We start from the raw sequence: 17,604 nt of genomic DNA on the forward strand, positions 1-17,604 counted from the left end.
GTCTGCGATCATGCTTGCGACGGCTGGCGCGAAACGGCATCGGCAAGCGCCGCAGCAACCCTGTCGACCTGGTCGAGTGTCATGTTCGAACCCGAAGGCAGGCACAGTCCGCGAGCGAATAAGTCAGCAGACACATCGCTCGTTTCGTTACTGCTTACGAAGCGTGCTTGCTTGAACAGCGGCTGCAGGTGCATGGGCTTCCAGACTCTGCGTGCTTCGATATTGAGCCGCGCGAGATCTTGCATGACCGCTTGCGGGTCGAGCGAGTGATTCAACAGGCAGGTTGTCAGCCAGCGGTTTGACCTGCTGCCGTCGAATTCCGGCATCCACGTCAGCGCCGTGCAATCGGCAAGTGCCTGCTCATATCGCGCAAAGATTTCGCGCCGCTTGTCGACCCTCTCCTCGAGCTTTGCCAGTTGACCGCGACCGATGCCCGCCAGGACATTGCTCATCCGGTAATTGTAGCCGACTTCGGAGTGCTCGTACCATGGCGCGTCATCGCGAGCCTGCGTAGAAAGCTTCCGGGCTCGCGCGACCAAGTCAGGATCGTCTGCCACCAGCATGCCGCCGCCCGAGGTTGTGATGATCTTGTTTCCATTAAAACTGAAGATGCCGATCTTCCCGAACGATCCGCACGCCTGCCCGTCGAGCTTCGCGCCCAGCGCTTCCGCAGCATCCTCGACGATCGGGACGCCGTATGCTGCGCAGATCGGAACAATGCTGCGATAATCGGCTGCCTGGCCATAGAGGTCGACCGTGATCACCGCCTTGGGGAGCCGTCCCTCCCGTTTGCACTCGGCCAGAGCACGCTCCAGGGCGAGCGGACAGATGTTCCAACTGCCGGTCTCCACATCTACAAAAATCGGTTCCGCCCCTTGATAGAGAACCGGGTTTGCACTCGCGACGAAGGTCAACGACGGGCAAATTACGCGGTCGCCCGGGCCGACGCCGAGGAGCACAAGCGCCAGATGGATAGCCGCAGTTCCCGATGACAATGCAGCGCCGTGTTGTACTCCGACGAATTGCGCGAGTTCTTTTTCGAAAGCGTCAACGTTGGGACCAAGCGGTGCAATCCAATTGGTGGCGAATGCCTGGTTGACGTACTGGAGTTCGTCTTCGCCCATATGCGGCGTCGACAACCAGATTTTCTCAGTCAGATCTCGGCGCAGCAATAAATCGATCACCCGGCCATTGTCATCGACGATCGGCAGTTGATCGATCTTGTGCCTGTCCAACAGCCCGACGGCTTCGGCGTCGCTGCATGGCATGCAAGCGGTGATTGGCGAGCGTTCTGGCAGATCGCGCAAACTCCTGCCCAAAGTCCAGTCCTGCAAAAGCAGTCGCCGGATATCGCCATCGGTGAGAAGGGCGACCAGCTTGGCATCATCATCCACCACGAGCGCCACTTCCTTTGCGGTGCGCTCAATGAGCTGCAAGGCATCGCCGAGTGATGCGGCTCCGGTCAGAACAAGATCGTCAATCTTCGCCAAAAATTGCCCCTTTTCCTTGCTGCGTGCCTCGCAGCGCGGTCGGCTTGGTCTAGCGTGGGAATTCGGGCAGTTCCCTACGCAGTTTGGCTGGCGACCCCAACCATAATTCGTTTGCAGGGATGCTTTTGGTGACGACGCTACCCATCCCGATCTGGCTGCCCGAACCCAAGGTCACCCCCGGCAGCAGGGTGGTGAACATTCCGATGTCCGCCCCTGCTTCGACGGTTAGGCTCGATCCGGCGCATTGCGGGGCGAAAGTGCAAAAATCGCCTAGGATCGTGTCGTGTCCTACCGAGCAGATCAGATTGAGAATCACGTGTTTGCGAACCTCGATCTGCGTGGTCAGCACGCAACCCGCGCAGATCACCGACCCCTCACCGATTGTCACGAATTCTGACATCTGCGCACTACGGTGAACGAGCGTGGCAAACTTCGGCTGACCAGCAGCCACCATTCGGTCATGCACCGCCTTTTTCGGTCGCGGTGGGCCGATTGCGATAACGAAATGCGCATCGGGGTAATCCGCCCAGCTATCGATCGAACCAAGTACCGGGAGGTCGCAGATTTTGGTCCCCGTGAGCGCCGGATCGTCATCGAGAAAGCCGAGTACCTCCCAGTCGTCGTCTCGCGCTTCGCGCGCTACCCAGAGAACTTCGCGCGCGAACGCGCCTGCAGCGACAATAATGAGTTTTTTGGTCTCAGCCATGCGGCCTCCTAGTAAGTCATCGCCTTCTTCAACAACCTGGTGTCGGCGAGGTCGATGTTTTCGATCACGTGGCGTATATTCCGATCGGCTTCATCCGTACCGTACACATTCTCCAGCCCGCGCGTGTCGAATGTCATCGCGGCATCGATCGCTCGATCAATGGACGCAGGCTCGAGCTCGGCATCGAATACATTGGGCCCACGCAGGCGGCCAGCCTGGCGATCGCCGATGTTGACGACCGCGGTCTCGAGCGTCGCCGCTTCGACAATTCCACTGCTAGAATTTCCGATAAGAAAGCGCGCGTTGCGCATGACCGATAGATAATCTTCGCGCGGCATATGGGTCACACGAAACACTTGGCCGAGTTCGCTCGCCCGGTCGATCTCGTTACGGATGTGACCAGTGCCATGATCCGCATTAGGTAGCAGCGCGACGATCTGCAGATTCCTTTCGCGCAACGCATCGAGGACCACACGGAACTGTCGCCCAGCGCTCATGGCGTCTTGGACAACGGGATGAAAGAGCAGGAGCACGTAGTCGCTCTGTGCCGAGAAGCCATAGCGGTCGGCGAGGGCTTGGAGCGGGACCGAAGCCAATTGCTTGAGGCCGGGCAGGCCGGGTGCGCCGACCAGGTGGATACGCTCAGCTTCCTCGCCCAGGCCGAGCAAGCGCTGTCGGCCATCCTCCGCAGCGACCAAATGGACATGGGCAAGTTTGGAAATCGCATGCCTGATCGAATCGTCCACCGATCCGGAAACTTCCCCGCCAGCGATATGCAGGATCGGCACGCCGCAAAAGAGCGCTGCCGTCGCACCCGCCAGCATCTCGCCCCTGTCTCCAAGCAGGATCAGGCCATCGCGGGGGTGCGCTTCCAGAAAATCGGCGACCGCGCGCGTCACCTCGGCGACCGAGCGGGCCATGCCCGGTCCGCTATCCTCATCAATCCAACAGGAAAATGCCGAGGCGATCCTGAGGCCGCTTCCCTCGACCTCGTTCAGAGTGTGTCCGAACTTCTCCGACATGTGCATGCCTGTAACCAGAAGGTCGAGATCGATTGCGTCGCTGGCATCCAGCGCGCGCAAAATCGGCAGCATGACGCCGAAATCGGCGCGGGTACCGGTAAGGTAGGTCAGCTTCTTGGCGGCTATCACCCAAGATCACCCTCGGCCAATTTCGCGCCTTCTTCGAGATCGTGAAGCATCACCGAACCGATTATGTCGTCGATCCGTTCCGGACCGATCCCGTCGCCGGGCCGGAGAAAAATGATCATGTCTTGCGTGAGAACCTCGCCCGCGGCGATTGGACGGGTGGCAAACGCGCTCCTGCGGACCAACTGGCGGGTGGGCAGCTCGATGTCGGATGGCACCTTTTTACTGCTTCCCATCGCCTCTTCGACATTTCTAATCGCCTGTACCAGCTCTACCAGCTGTTCTGGTGCCAGTGATGCCTTGTGATCCGGACCAAACGCGCTGCGATCCAGCGTGAAATGTTTCTCGATAACCCGCGCACCCAAAGCTACCGCTGCCACGGCGATTTCGTGCCCGACACTGTGATCGGAATAGCCGACTGGCACGCCGAGTTCTGCCCCCAGCGTATTCATCGCGCGAAGATTGATCGTGCTCGGAGGTGCGGGATACTCCGAAGTACAATGCAAGACAGTCAGGTCTCCGGGCAATGGTTCATGCCCTGCAGCGCGCCACTCGTCTTTTATCCAGTCAACCGCACGCCGCGCCTCGTCCATCGTCGACATGCCGGTCGAAAGAATAATCGGCAATCTGGCGCGGGCGACCTTTTGTATCAGCGGCTTGTTCACGATTTCGCCCGACGCAATCTTGACGCGCCGCATGCCCAACCCGACAAGCAGGTCGATTGCCCAGGCGGCGAAGGGCGTCGACATGAATTCGATCCCACGCGCATGGCAGCGCTCGGCGATGGAGGCATGATCGTCTTCGCTGAGTTCGAGCGCCTTGATCATCTCGAACTGGGTTCCACCGCCGGTCTGCGTCTCCTGATACCGTGCCTTCGCTGCCGTTCGTGTGACTACTTCTTCTGTCCGGAAGGTCTGGAACTTGATTGCATCGGCACCCGATCGCGCGGCGACGTCGACGAGTTCCAGCGCCTTGTCGAGCGAACCGTCGTGGTTGACGCCTGCCTCGGCGATTATGAATACAGGCGTTGTCACCATGTGGTCAGCCCGCCATCGACCACGATGTTCTGGCCGTTTATGTACGACGCCGCGTCGCTTGCGAGAAAGGCCATCGCGCCTGCAATTTCCTCGGGCCGTGCCATCCGGCCCAGCGGTACGCGACGCGAGTAGCTATTGACGAATACGTCGTTTTGACCGCTGAAGACCCCGCCCGGTGTTACCGCGTTCACGCGTACGCCGCGATGGCCCCAATATGTTGCCAAATACTGGGTCAGACCCCATAAGCCTGCCTTGCTTGCTGAATACACGGCCGGAGCGTTGATGGCCCGTCCTTCGTACTCCGAGCCAGCGTAAATTCGCTGGTCAGGGGCGGAAATGCCGTAAATGGACAACGTGTTGACGATGAGACCGCGACCGCGTTCCACCATCCGTGCCCCGAACTTCTGGCTGGTGATCACTGCAGTCGTCAGATTGATAGCCATAACCTCGTTCCACTCGTCGAGCGGAAATTCTTCGAACGGCGCGAAAATGTTCTCAGTCTTCCCTGCAATATTGTTGAACAGGCAATCCGGCAGGCGGTCTTCGTTCTCCAATGATCCGACACAGTCTGCGACGGCCGCATCGTCCGTGAGATCGATTGTTATCGCTGTTACCTGGCCTTGCAGTGTGTCCGGGAGCCGGGCAATCGCCGCATCAAGGGCGGCGCTGTTTTGGTCGATTGCTATTATCGTCGCGGCCTGTTCGGCGAACGCTCTCAAGGCGCTCGACCCGATGATGCCGGCAGCGCCCGTCAAGGCGATTGTTTTTGCCGAAAGGTCGAATCTGGAAGTGGTCAATTTCGCACCCTGCCGTTCTCGCATATCAACAGCTCTACGAGCTTGAAGTCGATCTCGGAATCAACATCGATCGACCGTTCGCGCGGCATGACATGTAATGCCGGGCGGTTATCCCAAACCGATGGCAGCAACGCATCGCGTCGCCAAGCGTAGATCGATGCATTCATCGCGTAGACCTCGGGTGCAGCCTGCCGCGCGACAAAAACCCCCTCGGACGGCGGCTTTGAAAGCCGCGCCGTGCCATCTTCGGCAAGTTCCACCATGTTGAAATAGGGATTTTTGTCGGCCGGGTACGCGGTGATAACCGATGCTGCTCCGCCCTCGATCATGTCGAGGCATGCACTGATGTCTTCGGGTGACCTCAGCGGCGAAGTCGGATCGAGGTCGACGATTGTATCTACCGTCGCGCCGTTCTGCTCAAGATACTCCACGAGGTGTATGATGGCAGGAACCTTCGCTGCCGTTGATGTTGCAAGTTCGGTCGGCCGCAAGAACGGTACGTCAGCACCGTTTTGCTCGGCTATTCGCGCAATTTCCTCGCTGTCCGTCGAGACATGGACGCTGTCGATTCTGGCGTGCGCCAACGCCTGCTCGATGCTATAAACGATCAAGGGCTTGCCACACAGCGACCGGATGTTCTTGCCCGGCACGCCGACTGAACCGCCGCGGGCGCAAATCGTGCAGACGGTAGTCATCGTTGCACCCCGGCGCCCGGCAGGCCTGCGAGAATTCTAGCCTCGATCCCCAGTCGAGTCGATCGCAGACCTTCTTGCAGAGGCGTGCTTGTGCTGCCGCCAGTTTCGCTTGCGTTCAGCAATTCCTCGATCTCCATGATGAATGCCGCGTCGTAATCGAACCCCTCGCCCGTTCGCTCAACGACGGCATCGCCTTCCCTCAGTTCGAGCAGGCTGCCGGCTAAGTCGAGCCGTGCGTTGGCGTTCTCCCCAATGATTTCGACGTTGCGTACCCTCGTGCGAGAAAGATAGTCTAGTCCGACAGCGATAGGGAAGCCAGCGGGGCCGGACAATTGCAGGTGCGCGACATCCTCGCTCGTAATCGCGAGATCGCTCTGCTTCGCTGCGAAGGCGTGAGCTAGTGTGTCTGCGCCCAGAAGATGAATCGCCAGATCGACCTCGTGGATGAGGTCGAATATCACCCCTCCACCTCGCCGACTGCTTGCGGAATACGACGCACGGTAATCAGTGCCGGGTCGCCACTGGGGCAGGTACTGGCCACACTCTATCCGCGCGCGGACGATCCGGCCCAACCGCCCGGAAGCTATCCATTCCGACAGGGTTTGGACCGCACCCAAAAACCTGAGCACCAAGCCCACCTGAGTTGGCGGCAAGGATCCTGTCGGCAATGCTTCGAGCGCTTCGAGCTGGTCCATCGATGTAACGACCGGCTTCTCGACAAAAGTCGGTATGCCCGCCGACAACAATTCTACAAGGGCCTCGTAATGCAGATTGGAGGGTGTTGCCACGATGGCAATGTCGGGTTTCCAGGCCAGGCCCGACGCCAGACTGTCGAGCACAAGAGCGTCGGTGGCACACGACAGTTCATCCTCGCGAGCGCCTTCGCGCACGAAGGCCAGGCTGGCATCGGGCCTGAGATGCTCCAGAGAGCGAATATGGCGCCGTCCGATCGAGCCGGTTCCTAAAAATAGCGCCCGCGTGGCCCGTGTAGGGGTCAGAACCATTGTTCCAACCGGTCGAGTGCGGTCCAGAACCCGGCACCGTCATCCTTGTGGCCTTGCCAGATTTCGGGAATGAAGCTTGCTTCGGGCGCGGCTCTGTCGAGCACCTCGGCCACCATTGCAAAGTCGATCGAGCCCTCGCCAATCTGCAACCCTTCGCCGTCCTCGCCTTCCGCATCGACGATATGAAGATGTCTGGTGAACGGGGCGACCTTCTCGAGGAACGTCTTGAAACTTTCTTTCTTGTGAGTTGCCGCCAAGGCTGAATGCGAAATGTCCAGGCATGTACGCATGCCGTGCTGGCTGCAGAAATCCACGATCTCGTCCGACGTCACGAAGAGATTGTGATATCGCTGCCCGCCGAAATGCCATGGGTAAGGAGGCATCGTTTGGGGGATTATCTCCACGCCATCCGCGTCGAGCGATGCCAGTGCCTCTGCGATCATGTCATACAAGCGCGGCTTTTGAGCATCTGGCAGGGGGGCATCGGCCGAAAATCCCCCGGCGTTGATGATGATCGGGGGCCTCGTTGCCTTGGAGAAATACGGCGTCAGCGCACGCGTCAGGTCGATCACCCGCTGCAGTTCTTCGATTGACCGCTCGCGGTATTGTGGATCGTCGGAGCACAAATCCATCACATGGTCGCCAGCAAACAATTCGGGGCTGTGGACCACCAGATCGATGTCGAATGACTGTGCATCCAGCGTTGCCGCTACGTCCATCTCCATATCCTTGTAGGACAGGTGGAACTCGACCAGATCGAGATTGGTCGCGCGGATCATGGTACGCAGGTCGTGATATCTTACGGGGACGCCGAACGGACGATTGAACTTGTAGTCGCGTGCCTTGACCGCATCATCGTCCAGGTCGCTCTGAAAGAAGAAATCGCCTGGCAAGAATTGCCTGCGCGCTCTCATCCCGACCAGGGCGACGCGGTGGTATGGCTGGAGTCCTTGCCCAGGACTGCGCAGCCCCAAATCCTCGTCGGCGATCACCTGACCCTCGGCTATCGGACGCTCGGCGACGATACTCTTTGCCAGCACCTCCCGATTCATCAATTCGCCCTGGGTGAGCCGTCGCGGCTGTGTAGTGCCCATCGCCGCTTCCACGTCACGGATGGAATTCACCATCTGCTGAAACTCATCGGGCAACAAGCTGACGCGATGATCGTTTCCTTCCATCGACCGGTCGATAGTGAAGTGCTTCTCGATAACCTTGGCGCCACGCGCGACCGCCGCCACCGGGACGTGAATGCCGCGCTCGTGCCCGGAGTAGCCGACGATAGCGCCCGAAAGCTTCGTCAGCGTGTCCATATAGGCGAGGTTGATGTCTTTGAACGGTGCCGGATAAGTCGAATTGCAATGCAGCAGTACGAATTGCGCGTCGAGCGACTGGAGCAATCTAACCGCACCATCGATTTCCGCTTGGTTCGACATACCGGTCGAACATATCAGCACCTTGCCGGTCCGCGCCATCGCACTGATCAGCGCATGGTTGGTCAAATCGGCTGATGCCAGCTTGTAAGCTGGCATGCCATATGCCTCGAGCTTTGCCAGGCTGACTTCATCCCAGGGGGTGCACATTGGCTGAATGCCGCGCGTTACGCAATGATCGAAGGCCTCGAACATCGCATCGTCGTCTAATTGGAACCGGGCGAGCAGGTCGAGGGTGTACTGTGCACCCAAGTCCGCGCTTTCGTCATTCGCATCGCCGGAATTGCGATAGAGCGTTGCCATGTCGCGCATCTGGAACTTCGCGCAATCTGCGCCCGCATCTGCCGCCAGATCGACTAGCTTCTTGGCCAGTTCGAGGCTTCCGTTGTGATTGTTGCCGATCTCGGCGATAATGAAGGCTGGTTCGTCGGGCCCCAAGGCCCGGGTTCCGATCCGCATCGACCTGCTTTGTGGCAGAGCGACCCCAACGAGATGGTTGTAATCGTCCACGATCGGAAGGAAGCCGATGCGATCGGAAAACGACCCTGCGATCTCGTCGGTCGGCAAACCGTTCCGGACCGACACGAACTCCCGATTGGCAACTTCCAGTGCGCTGGCGGAAAAATCCATCGGTTCGCCGTTGGTCAACCATCGACGCACGTCTCCGTCGGTAAGAACCCCGTCAAGCCTGCCGGATCCTGACACACACAGGACGAAACCACGCTTGTTCTGGCTGATCTTGCGAAGCGCATTGGTAATGTCGTCTTCGGAGAAGACGACGTAGGGTGCCACGTCCCTTTCAATAAGCACTTAGAATTCCTCGCTGAGTAAAGCGCCAAGGACAGCGAAATCAACCAGTGAGTCGATTTCCCAGCCTTCACGCTCCTGCATGATGAAAAGGGCAGTTTTCCCGGCTAGGCGATTGCCCTCACGCCTGAACGCGTCGCGGCGGGTAATATATACCGATCCCGTTTCGCGATAGCGGATGTCGGAAAGCTGAATATCTTGTCGACGCGGTCGGTTTGCCGTGTCGTAGCTCGCCCGCACCGGATCGACTTGCCAGAAGAAAGCGTGGGTTTCGACGACACCGCACAGGCTGTCGGCATCGTCCTGTACAAACGCTTCCCAGGCCGAATCGAGCGTTCCAGCCAGTCGCAATGGCGAAGTCGGCTGCAGAAGCATGACGGCATCGTAGCGGCCGTGGCTCTCTTCCATCACTTCCAGCGCATGCAGCATGGCGGGTTCGGTCGGGGCGTCGTCTGTCGCCAGTTCTGCCGGCCGCAGGCACGGGACATGTGCGCCGGCCGCGCGGGCGACGCGCGCGATGGCCTCGCTGTCGGTTGATACGACCGTGTCAGTGACGCAGTTCGCTTGCAGGGCTTGCTCGATACTCCATGCGATCAGCGGCTTGCCGCAAAGATCGCGGAGGTTTTTCCCTGGCACACCCTTGGAGCCGCCCCTGGCGGGAATGATTGCCAAGAGCCGGCTCATACCTCGCCCGGATCGTCCGAAGTCTGGCTCGCGCCTGGCGAATGTCTTTCGACAACCAGTCGCTCCACCAGCACGCTAGCCGCGTCGTTCCCGGCGGCGACCCGGAACTCGAGTTCCTGAAACGGACAACCGGACCCGATCACCAACCGGAATCGCTTGACCCCGTTAGACAGCGATTGACGGGCGTCCTGGAAGGGCAACTCTGGCCCTTCGTTTGCGACACACCGGTGAGAAAAGATCAGCGCCGCATCGGAACCCACCTCCTCGGCAAGCTTGAGTGAGACTGTGTAGGCACCGGGCGGTAGCCGCATGATACGCTGCAATACCGGGCCCTGCCGAGCGGGATTGGCGAAGAATTCCAGGACGCCATCGTCGAAAATGCGGCTACCCGAATCGTAGTTGTCGATCGGACGCCAGTCGATTGGAGCGTAGGCGGTTCGAGTCAAATCGGCTGCCCGTGCCCGCTCCTGATTGAACGATTCGTACACCTCGAAGGCTTCGGCGTAATTCCTGTTGCTGGACAGGATATCGACGAATTGCTGGCCATAACCCGGGTCTCGGGCCGGCGACCCGCTATCCAGATATCCGATCAGTGGGGCCGCTGCCGGCAAATACTGCGGATTGGCGAGAACCCAGTCCATCATCCTCTGATCCCAGACCGGGCCATCTGCGATCAGCTTTCCGACCCGATGTTTAAAACCGGGCATGGAAGCAGCGCCCATCAGTACCGGGAAGATAGCACTGTCGAGGCGCGTGGAAACGACCAAGGCTCGGTTGAGGCCAGCCATCCCGGCGTCGAGATCGTTTTTGCGCAAGTCCATTTCGGCCAGCTGCAACGCCCCGAAAACATCACGTTTGGATACGCGTTGTGACAATCGAAGGAATTTTTCCCTTCGTGCGGTACTATCGGAAAGGAATGCCAGCTGGCGCAGGCTGCCTGGCGTAAGTGGCGACGCCTCCAGTCCTGAGAGGGCCGCATTTTCGATGTACCGCCGGTCGCTCTCGGAAAGGTCGAGGCCAATACCGGTGAAAAGTGACGGCGGCACCTGACCTGCTTCCAACCTCTGCCCGGCGGCCTCGAGCGCCTCCTGCCCTGCCGTGACGATCCGAATGTCCGCCTTCTGCGCCGCTGACCTGTTCAGAAGTGGGCTTATCATAGCCGCGAATTCGGGATTGCCGCGATCGTTGAGGATCGCGAGCGAGTAGAGGCTCGAGTATGCCGCCGCCATTATGGCGAGCGACCCTAGCAGTAGCGGTTTCGCTGCAAACATTGCGCGAAACCGGTTCTTTGCCGACTTTGGACGCGCAAAGCGCCTCGCGCTAGGCATTGACCGTTCCGTCGCCTTCGTGCCTGGTCCCATACGCGTACTGATAACTGTAACCGTAGCCGTATTCGGCATGGGACTCATCGAACTTGGTCAGGATTGTCCCGAGAACATTCGCATTGGCGGCGTGCAGACGACTGAGTGCGGCGCGCAGGCCACGCACCGAAACCAAGCCTGTTTCGACAACGAAAATCACCCCCTCGACCGTGCGGCTTATGAGCGGGGCGTCTGCAAGACCGATGATCGGGGCCGAATCGATCAGGACGTAATCGAACTCACGCTCCAGAAGTGTCACCAACTCCTTCAAGCGCTCTCCGCTTAACAACTCGGCCGCGCTTGGGACCGAAGGTCCGGCTGGCATGAACGAGAAACCTGATCTGATCTCCTGCGTCAGCGAACGCCAATCGTCGGTCCCGGCCAGGAAGTTCGTGAGGCCGACATCGCGATGGGTACCAAGATATTGGTGGATCGACGGATTTCGCAAATCCGAGTCGATCAGGATGACGCGCTTGCCGACGCGGCTGAGGACTGTGGCCAAGGCAAGGGCCGACGTGCTCTTGCCCTCCGCCGGTTGCGAAGAGACGAGCATCATCGAGTGTGGCAAGCCATGTTCTGTCGTGAAGGCGAGACTGGAGCGGATTGCCAGATAGGCTTCCGATATATCGGATTTCGGGTCCTGTATCTCGCTCGTGATGTCGGTTTCGTCATCGACCTTCGGGATGCTGCCGAGCAGGGGTATGCCAAGCAGTTCTGCCGCCGTATTCGGATCGCTGAGCCCTTCGCGCGCCTGCTCCAGTACAAAGACGAGGCCGATCGCGGCGACCGAACCGGCCGCAAGCGCCAAGACCAGATTCAGCAGAAGATTGGGCGAGGATGGCTCTGCCGGAGGCTCGGCGCGATCGATGACCGCGATGTTGTTGGCAGAGACGCCGGCTACGCCGATTTCCTTGTAGCGTTGCAACAGCGAATCATACAATTGTCGGTTGGTGTCCGCCTCGCGCTGATAGATATTGTACTGTATCGAGTCCTTGCGCTGCGACTGTACCTCGCCGGACAGCGAGGCCACCTGCTCGCGCAGACGGGCCTCGCGGTTGGCCGCGGACCGGTACGTCTGATTGGCATCCGCACGAACGCGCGCCTCCTCGCGTGCGATTGCGCTGTCGATTTCGCGAATGCGGCCCTGCAGGCTTTGGGCTGCAGGGTATTCGGGCTCGAACTGGACGAGAAGATCGGCGTAGTCCGATGCTAAGTCTGCCCGCTGCTGGCGCAGGCTGGCGAGTGTCTGGTTGGTCTTGGTCGACCCATCGGCTCCGGCCAGCGATTGCGCCTCGATCCGGTCGGCGGTCGCCTGTTGCAATTGCCGATTGAGAGATTCGAGGCTGTCTGCGGTCAGCGTGCGCTCGCGAAGTTGGCCGCTTCCTGCCTGATTTCCGCTGGTGGGGTCGATGGTGATGATGTCGCGCGCAGTCGCGTAGTCGACCAGGGCACGCTCGGATTCCTCCACCCGATCGCGCAATTCCGCCAACCGCCGCTCGAGGAAAGTGCGCGCTTCGGAAGTGGAATCGAACTTGCGTGCGATCGACTGCGCGATGAACTCGGCAGCCCAGGCATTGGCGATTTCAGCCGACATTGCGGGATCGTACGAGGCGTATTCTATGTCGATCAACGAGGACCCTCGGATCGGACTTATGGTTATGTTTTCAAGCAGCAGTTCAATCGCAACCTGCTCGCGCGCGCCCGCACTTTCGTTCGCACGCCGCGCTACCGGCTCACCCTCGACGGTATCGAGTTTGTCTGGGTCGACGCCATGAGCGTCCCAGAAGTTCCCGAGGCTTCCCAGCCGCAGACGCCTGACCACCCGTTCCGCCAGGCTGCGGGCCTCGAGCAGCGAGTACTGGGTCTGATAGAATTCCAGATCGCGCCCCACCTGTTCGGAATCGACACCCTGCACGTTGGTCACGTTTTTCAGTTCGCGGCTCACTTCGATCTGCGTGACCGCGGTGTAGGAAGGTCGCATGAGCAACGTCGCCACGAGCGCCAGCATCAGCGAAACCGCCAGTACGCCGACGATCCACCACTTTCTGCGCTGGAGAATATGGAGATATTCTACCAAAATTGCCGCACGGTTGCTGTGCGGCGATGCCTGCAGGCCAACGGGCATTTGTGCCGGCTTGCCGTGACCGTTGTGCGGGCCATCAAGTTCGAATGCGTTCATGAGGTCTTGCTCAATTGTTCTGCAGCACGGCGATGATCGGCGCGGTCAGGAGAGGCGCGGCCGCAAGAAAGTCGCTGAAGATCCGGCGGCTTCTCGATTCGCCGACGATGATCCGGTCGCCCGCGTATATCTGGGGGTCCTGATAGTAGCCTCTCCGGATCGCGGCGAGATTGTACAAAGCAGCATACTGACGTCCATCCGACGTCCTGAATACGACAACGTCCTCCATCTTCGCGAATTCGGACAAGCCTTCTGCCTGCGCAACCGATCGCATCAGCGTCAGATTGCCGAGGGCTGGGTACAGACCCGGCTTCTTGACCTGCCCGTCGACTGATACAAGCTGGCTGTTGATCACCTCCAGATTAACCGACACCCGGGGATTTCGCACGTAGGCATCAAGCAAGCGGCGCGTCATTTCCTGCTCGATCTGAAGCGGCGTCATCCCAGCCACCTGAAAAGAGCCGACGAGGGGAACGGAAATATTCCCACCCGCGTCCACGGTGACTTCGCGCGCAGTCAAACCTTCCAGCCCAAATACATCGATGATCAATTCATCGTAAGGACCCACGGCAAAACTGTCGTCGCCGAGCGGCTGGTCCGCAAGGGTAGGGCGCGGCATCGCCCCTTCAGTGATGATCTGTAGATCGGGATTGTTCGTTGCCAAGGGCGGAGTCTTGCCGGCGCAGGCTGCGAGCGCGCTCGCAAGGACTGCCAAGAGAAGAAGTCTGTTGGTCACTTGGTTGATTCCGTTTTGCCTGGTGCCAAGCCGGTTGTGAACGTCATGTCGGATTGCGCCCCTTGGCACCTGTATCTTTGGTGAACGCGATTTTCTTGCCCTCGTCGCTCGCCACGTCGCCGACCGTTTCCCTGCCGACGACCATGACGACCGCCAGCGCGAGAATAGTCGCCAGCAGCGGTGTGCGAACAGGATAGTCGTAAGCGCTGCCGATTGCTAGGATGAGGATGAGGGACACACCCAACCGCCCCAAGATCTGATCTTCGCGTTGGCCGCGCCGGCGCAAGCGGGCAGCAGCTTTGCCGAAGACGACGGCCGCCGCTATCGCGAGAAGACCGATGAATGGCAAACCGCCCGTCATCAGAAGCTCCAGATAGTCATTATGCGCATGATTGATGTATTGAGGTGCCAGCAAATCATCCGGTTCGTTGGTCGCGTAGATTTCAACAAAGGTTCCGAGCCCGCTTCCGGTCGGCAGGTAACTCAGGGCCATATCGAAAATCGGCGGCCAGATGCTCAACCGCAATTCGTCGTCTTCGGCACCAAGGCGCTGGATCGAATTGGCCGCGCTGAAGGCGAGGGTGAGGCCGACCAAGGCCAGCGTCGCCAGCCCGGCGAATATGATCCTCGGATCGAGCGCGATCTTCCTGCGTCGAGGTTGCGCCGCTTCGCGCGGCGATCGATAACACCAGACCGCCAACCCGGCGCCGATCAGCCCCACCACTATGCCCGCACGCGACTGGGTGAACAGAAGGAATGGCACCAGCAAGGTGGTGATGCCCGCAGCGGTCCATTCACGGAGCCTGATCTGCTCCCGCGAGACTGGCCATAGGGCAAGTGCCGTGGCAATGAGCGGGAAGCCCATTGCTATAAAAATTGCCTGGTGATTGCGATTGGCGAACAGGCCCACAGCCGAGCCGGCATTCGTCACTCGATAGGTGTAGAACGGGCTCGAATCCCCGCCGACCACTTGCAACAGGCTCAGACCGGCACTCAGCCACACGATCAGCACCATGAATGCGATTGCGACGCGTAGTCGGCTGCGGGGCATACCGAGTGCCAGTACCAAGGCTGCGAGCGGCACCGTCAATGCAAAGAGGGTGTTGAGCGTGCGCCAGGGGACGAGCGAGAGCGGGCGCCATTGATCGGCAAGACCTGCTGCCCGATCGATCTCCTGAGCCAGCTCTCTGCCGGGCAAGGCATGCCACAGGAAAGGTGGCAGGGGCACCAGCTGAAGGGCAGTCAGACCGAACCACGCACCGGCCAGATACAGGACAGCGGTATTTGCGCGGGCCTGCGCGCCGCTCAGGCGATAGAGACCCCACGCCAGCGCAAGTATGGCGACAGGACGCAGCACGATCAGCGACGAAATATCGCTGCGCGATGATCCGCCCATCAGGGCAGCGCAAGCAATCAGGATCAGCAGGCCCCATTCGGACCGTCTGGCTGTCAATTGCAGTTTCATCCTGTCCCGTTCGCTGCGACTGTGCGGCCTGGCAGGTGATTTGCTGGCCCGCCGGGCCTTTGGCAGCCGGATTCCGCGGCGTCAAGCGACGCGCCTGCGGGCGGCAATGTCGGAACCAGTGCCGACAGATTCGCACGGCACCCTCCCTCATCTCCATTAATGACGGCAGTTTCGAGCGCATCGAGATGCGGCTCCAGTTCAGCGATCCCTAGGAACTGTTCCTTGGCGCGCATGATCCGTGGGTGGCGCGTGGGCAGCGCGCTTTCGCCGATCAGCAGTTCCTCGTAGAGTTTCTCGCCCGGCCGCAGTCCGGTTGCCACGATCTCGATATCCCCGTCGGGGTTGGATTCGTCACGAATTGTCAGGCCTGCCAGTGTGATCATCGATCGGGCAAGGTTCCATATTTTTACTGGTTCGCCCATGTCGAGCAGGAACACTTCCCCACCCTCGGCCATGCCTCCAGCTTGAAGAACCAGCTGCGCCGCTTCCGGGATGGTCATAAAATAACGGATGACGTCGCGGTGCGTTACGGTGATCGGACCGCCACGCTCGATCTGCTGGCGAAATAACGGCACAACAGAACCGCTCGACCCCAGGACGTTGCCGAAGCGCACCATCGCAAAGACCGTATCGCTGCCGGCACTGTCGAAGGCCTGCAAGGCCATCTCGCACACCCGCTTGCTAGCGCCCATCACATTCGGCGGACGGACGGCCTTGTCGGTGCTGATCAGGATGAACTTTTCGGCACCGTTATGTTGGGCTGCGCGGGCGGTGTTGATCGTGCCGAAGACATTGTTTCGCACTCCGGCGACGATGTTGCTCTCGATCATGGGCACGTGCTTGTAGGCCGCGGCATGATATATTGTTTGCGGTCGATGCCTAGCAAACAAGCGTTCGACGTCGCTCCGATCGGTCAAATTGACCAAGCGGCAGTCAATGGTCGGCCGTTGATCCGTGTCGAGCGCCGCGACCTTGGCCTCGATCTCCTTTTCAATTTGGAACAACGCGAACTCGTTGGCGTCGACCAGTACGATCTCGCTTGGTACGACATCCACGATCTGGCGGGCGATTTCGCTGCCGATCGAGCCGCCTGCACCGGTGACCATCACCCGTTTTCCGGAGACTGCGCTGGAGAGCAGATCGTAAAGCGGGGCGACCGGCGACCGGCCCAGCAAGTCGTCGACCTCGATCGATTGAAGATCGTCGAACCGCAAGGTTCCGTCGAGCAGTGCGCGCATCGGCGGCAGAGGATGGACCTTGACCGGATGACCGGAGAGGCGGTCGACGATTTCCTGTTTCCGGCTTCGAGAGATATCGCTCATCGCCAGAAGAATGCGAGTTGCGCCGGTGCGCTCGATGACCATGTCGATGTCGTCGGAATGCCAAATCCGGTGGCCATCGAGCCGCCGGCCCTTCTTCGACGGATCGTCGTCGAGATATCCGACCAGCTGCATCCCTCGTTCAGCAGCAAGCGATGCGGCGAGGCGTTGCCCCAGCGAACCGGCTCCGTAGATCAGCGAGCGATGGCGCTCCGATCCGACCGCGGGTTGCGAGTGGAACAGATCGACCAGGACGTAACGCCCGACAATGCGCGCGGTGGCCATCATTGCGAAGAAAATCATCGGGGCCAGCAACGCGATCGTTCTTGGCACGCCCGGGTAGGACCGGATCATGTAGAAATAGACCAGCGGCACGCAGACGATGGCAACGGCGGCCGCCAGCGTCACGATCGTACCCCTGCCGGTGTAACGGAAGATCGCCGCGTAGACGCCTTGCCACACCGCGACCGGGAACCAGATTAGCAGAAGCGAACCCGCGAATCGTATCACGGACCAGTCGAGCAAGCGCCATTCGCCGAGCCGCAGCGAGAAGGCGAGCCAGACTGCGAAAACCGCGAGCATCGCGTCGCCGGCCATCACCAGCGACCGCTTGACCCATCTCGGCCACGTCACCGCCAGCGAGGATACTTCGATCAATGCCGAAGCCGCCTTGTTCAAGGCTGCCTCGAACCATGAGACGCTGCGCTCAATCATTTGCTGCCAATGCGACCATTCGAATTACAAGG

14 protein-coding genes are annotated in these 17,604 nt (G+C 59.9%); all 14 read right to left on the reverse strand.

The window, feature by feature from the left end:
• Positions 1 to 8: 8 nt before the first annotated feature.
• Complete coding sequence (locus tag GRI48_RS08795) at positions 9 to 1,490, reverse strand: aminotransferase class I/II-fold pyridoxal phosphate-dependent enzyme (RefSeq protein ID WP_160674194.1); 1,482 nt, start codon at positions 1,488 to 1,490, stop codon at positions 9 to 11.
• 49 nt (positions 1,491 to 1,539) lie between these two features.
• The gene (locus GRI48_RS08800) at positions 1,540 to 2,196 is read right to left on the reverse strand and encodes an acetyltransferase (RefSeq protein WP_160674197.1); all 657 of its coding nucleotides are present in this window, start codon (positions 2,194 to 2,196) and stop codon (positions 1,540 to 1,542) included.
• Positions 2,197 to 2,204: 8 nt separating this feature from the next.
• On the reverse strand, positions 2,205 to 3,347 hold the full coding sequence (neuC, locus tag GRI48_RS08805) for a UDP-N-acetylglucosamine 2-epimerase (RefSeq protein ID WP_160674200.1): 1,143 nt from the start codon (positions 3,345 to 3,347) through the stop codon (positions 2,205 to 2,207).
• The gene (gene neuB / locus GRI48_RS08810) at positions 3,344 to 4,381 is read right to left on the reverse strand and encodes an N-acetylneuraminate synthase (RefSeq protein WP_160674203.1); all 1,038 of its coding nucleotides are present in this window, start codon (positions 4,379 to 4,381) and stop codon (positions 3,344 to 3,346) included. The genes neuC and neuB overlap by 4 nt, the downstream gene beginning before the upstream one ends.
• On the reverse strand, positions 4,375 to 5,178 hold the full coding sequence (locus tag GRI48_RS08815) for an SDR family oxidoreductase (RefSeq protein ID WP_160674206.1): 804 nt from the start codon (positions 5,176 to 5,178) through the stop codon (positions 4,375 to 4,377). The genes neuB and GRI48_RS08815 overlap by 7 nt, the downstream gene beginning before the upstream one ends.
• Positions 5,175 to 5,873, reverse strand: coding sequence for an acylneuraminate cytidylyltransferase family protein (locus GRI48_RS08820; RefSeq protein ID WP_160674209.1), 699 nt, complete (start codon positions 5,871 to 5,873; stop codon positions 5,175 to 5,177). Before GRI48_RS08820 ends, GRI48_RS08815 begins: the two co-directional genes overlap by 4 nt.
• Positions 5,870 to 6,877 (reverse strand): Gfo/Idh/MocA family protein, encoded by a 1,008-nt coding sequence (locus GRI48_RS08825; RefSeq protein ID WP_160674212.1) that lies wholly within the window; start codon positions 6,875 to 6,877, stop codon positions 5,870 to 5,872. The genes GRI48_RS08820 and GRI48_RS08825 overlap by 4 nt, the downstream gene beginning before the upstream one ends.
• Entirely contained in the window at positions 6,868 to 9,117 is a 2,250-nt protein-coding gene (locus GRI48_RS08830; protein ID WP_160674215.1) for an N-acetylneuraminate synthase family protein, read from the reverse strand. Before GRI48_RS08830 ends, GRI48_RS08825 begins: the two co-directional genes overlap by 10 nt.
• Positions 9,118 to 9,786: an acylneuraminate cytidylyltransferase family protein gene (locus GRI48_RS08835; RefSeq protein ID WP_237451787.1), complete on the reverse strand. Its 669-nt coding sequence runs from the start codon at positions 9,784 to 9,786 to the stop codon at positions 9,118 to 9,120. It abuts the gene before it with no gap.
• Between the two features lie 8 nt (positions 9,787 to 9,794).
• Positions 9,795 to 11,027 carry a hypothetical protein gene (locus tag GRI48_RS08840; RefSeq protein WP_160674221.1) on the reverse strand — a complete coding sequence of 411 codons (1,233 nt, stop codon included), beginning with the start codon at positions 11,025 to 11,027 and terminating at the stop codon, positions 9,795 to 9,797.
• Between the two features lie 91 nt (positions 11,028 to 11,118).
• Complete coding sequence (locus GRI48_RS08845; RefSeq protein ID WP_160674224.1) at positions 11,119 to 13,338, reverse strand: GumC family protein; 2,220 nt, start codon at positions 13,336 to 13,338, stop codon at positions 11,119 to 11,121.
• A gap of 10 nt (positions 13,339 to 13,348) precedes the next feature.
• Positions 13,349 to 14,074, reverse strand: coding sequence for a polysaccharide biosynthesis/export family protein (locus GRI48_RS08850; RefSeq protein ID WP_337190794.1), 726 nt, complete (start codon positions 14,072 to 14,074; stop codon positions 13,349 to 13,351).
• Positions 14,075 to 14,117: 43 nt separating this feature from the next.
• Entirely contained in the window at positions 14,118 to 15,539 is a 1,422-nt protein-coding gene (locus GRI48_RS08855) for an O-antigen ligase family protein (RefSeq protein WP_160674227.1), read from the reverse strand.
• Positions 15,536 to 17,572, reverse strand: a complete 2,037-nt coding sequence (locus tag GRI48_RS08860) for a nucleoside-diphosphate sugar epimerase/dehydratase (RefSeq protein ID WP_160674230.1) — start codon at positions 17,570 to 17,572, stop codon at positions 15,536 to 15,538. The genes GRI48_RS08855 and GRI48_RS08860 overlap by 4 nt, the downstream gene beginning before the upstream one ends.
• Positions 17,573 to 17,604 lie beyond the last annotated feature (32 nt).

This window comes from Qipengyuania oceanensis (assembly GCF_009827535.1).
GTDB lineage: Bacteria > Pseudomonadota > Alphaproteobacteria > Sphingomonadales > Sphingomonadaceae > Qipengyuania_C > Qipengyuania_C oceanensis.

What these genes read in the sequence shown, in the direction of transcription:
- GRI48_RS08800 (WP_160674197.1), bottom strand. Translation starts at nt 2,196, where the DNA reads ATGGCTGAGACCAAAAAACTCATTATTGTCGCTGCAGGCGCGTTCGCG.
- neuB (WP_160674203.1), bottom strand. Translation starts at nt 4,381, where the DNA reads ATGGTGACAACGCCTGTATTCATAATCGCCGAGGCAGGCGTCAACCAC.
- GRI48_RS08820 (WP_160674209.1), bottom strand. Translation starts at nt 5,873, where the DNA reads ATGACTACCGTCTGCACGATTTGCGCCCGCGGCGGTTCAGTCGGCGTG.
- GRI48_RS08825 (WP_160674212.1), bottom strand. Translation starts at nt 6,877, where the DNA reads ATGGTTCTGACCCCTACACGGGCCACGCGGGCGCTATTTTTAGGAACC.
- GRI48_RS08840 (WP_160674221.1), bottom strand. Translation starts at nt 11,027, where the DNA reads ATGGCGGCGGCATACTCGAGCCTCTACTCGCTCGCGATCCTCAACGAT.
- GRI48_RS08845 (WP_160674224.1), bottom strand. Translation starts at nt 13,338, where the DNA reads ATGAACGCATTCGAACTTGATGGCCCGCACAACGGTCACGGCAAGCCG.
- GRI48_RS08855 (WP_160674227.1), bottom strand. Translation starts at nt 15,539, where the DNA reads ATGAAACTGCAATTGACAGCCAGACGGTCCGAATGGGGCCTGCTGATC.
- GRI48_RS08860 (WP_160674230.1), bottom strand. Translation starts at nt 17,572, where the DNA reads ATGATTGAGCGCAGCGTCTCATGGTTCGAGGCAGCCTTGAACAAGGCG.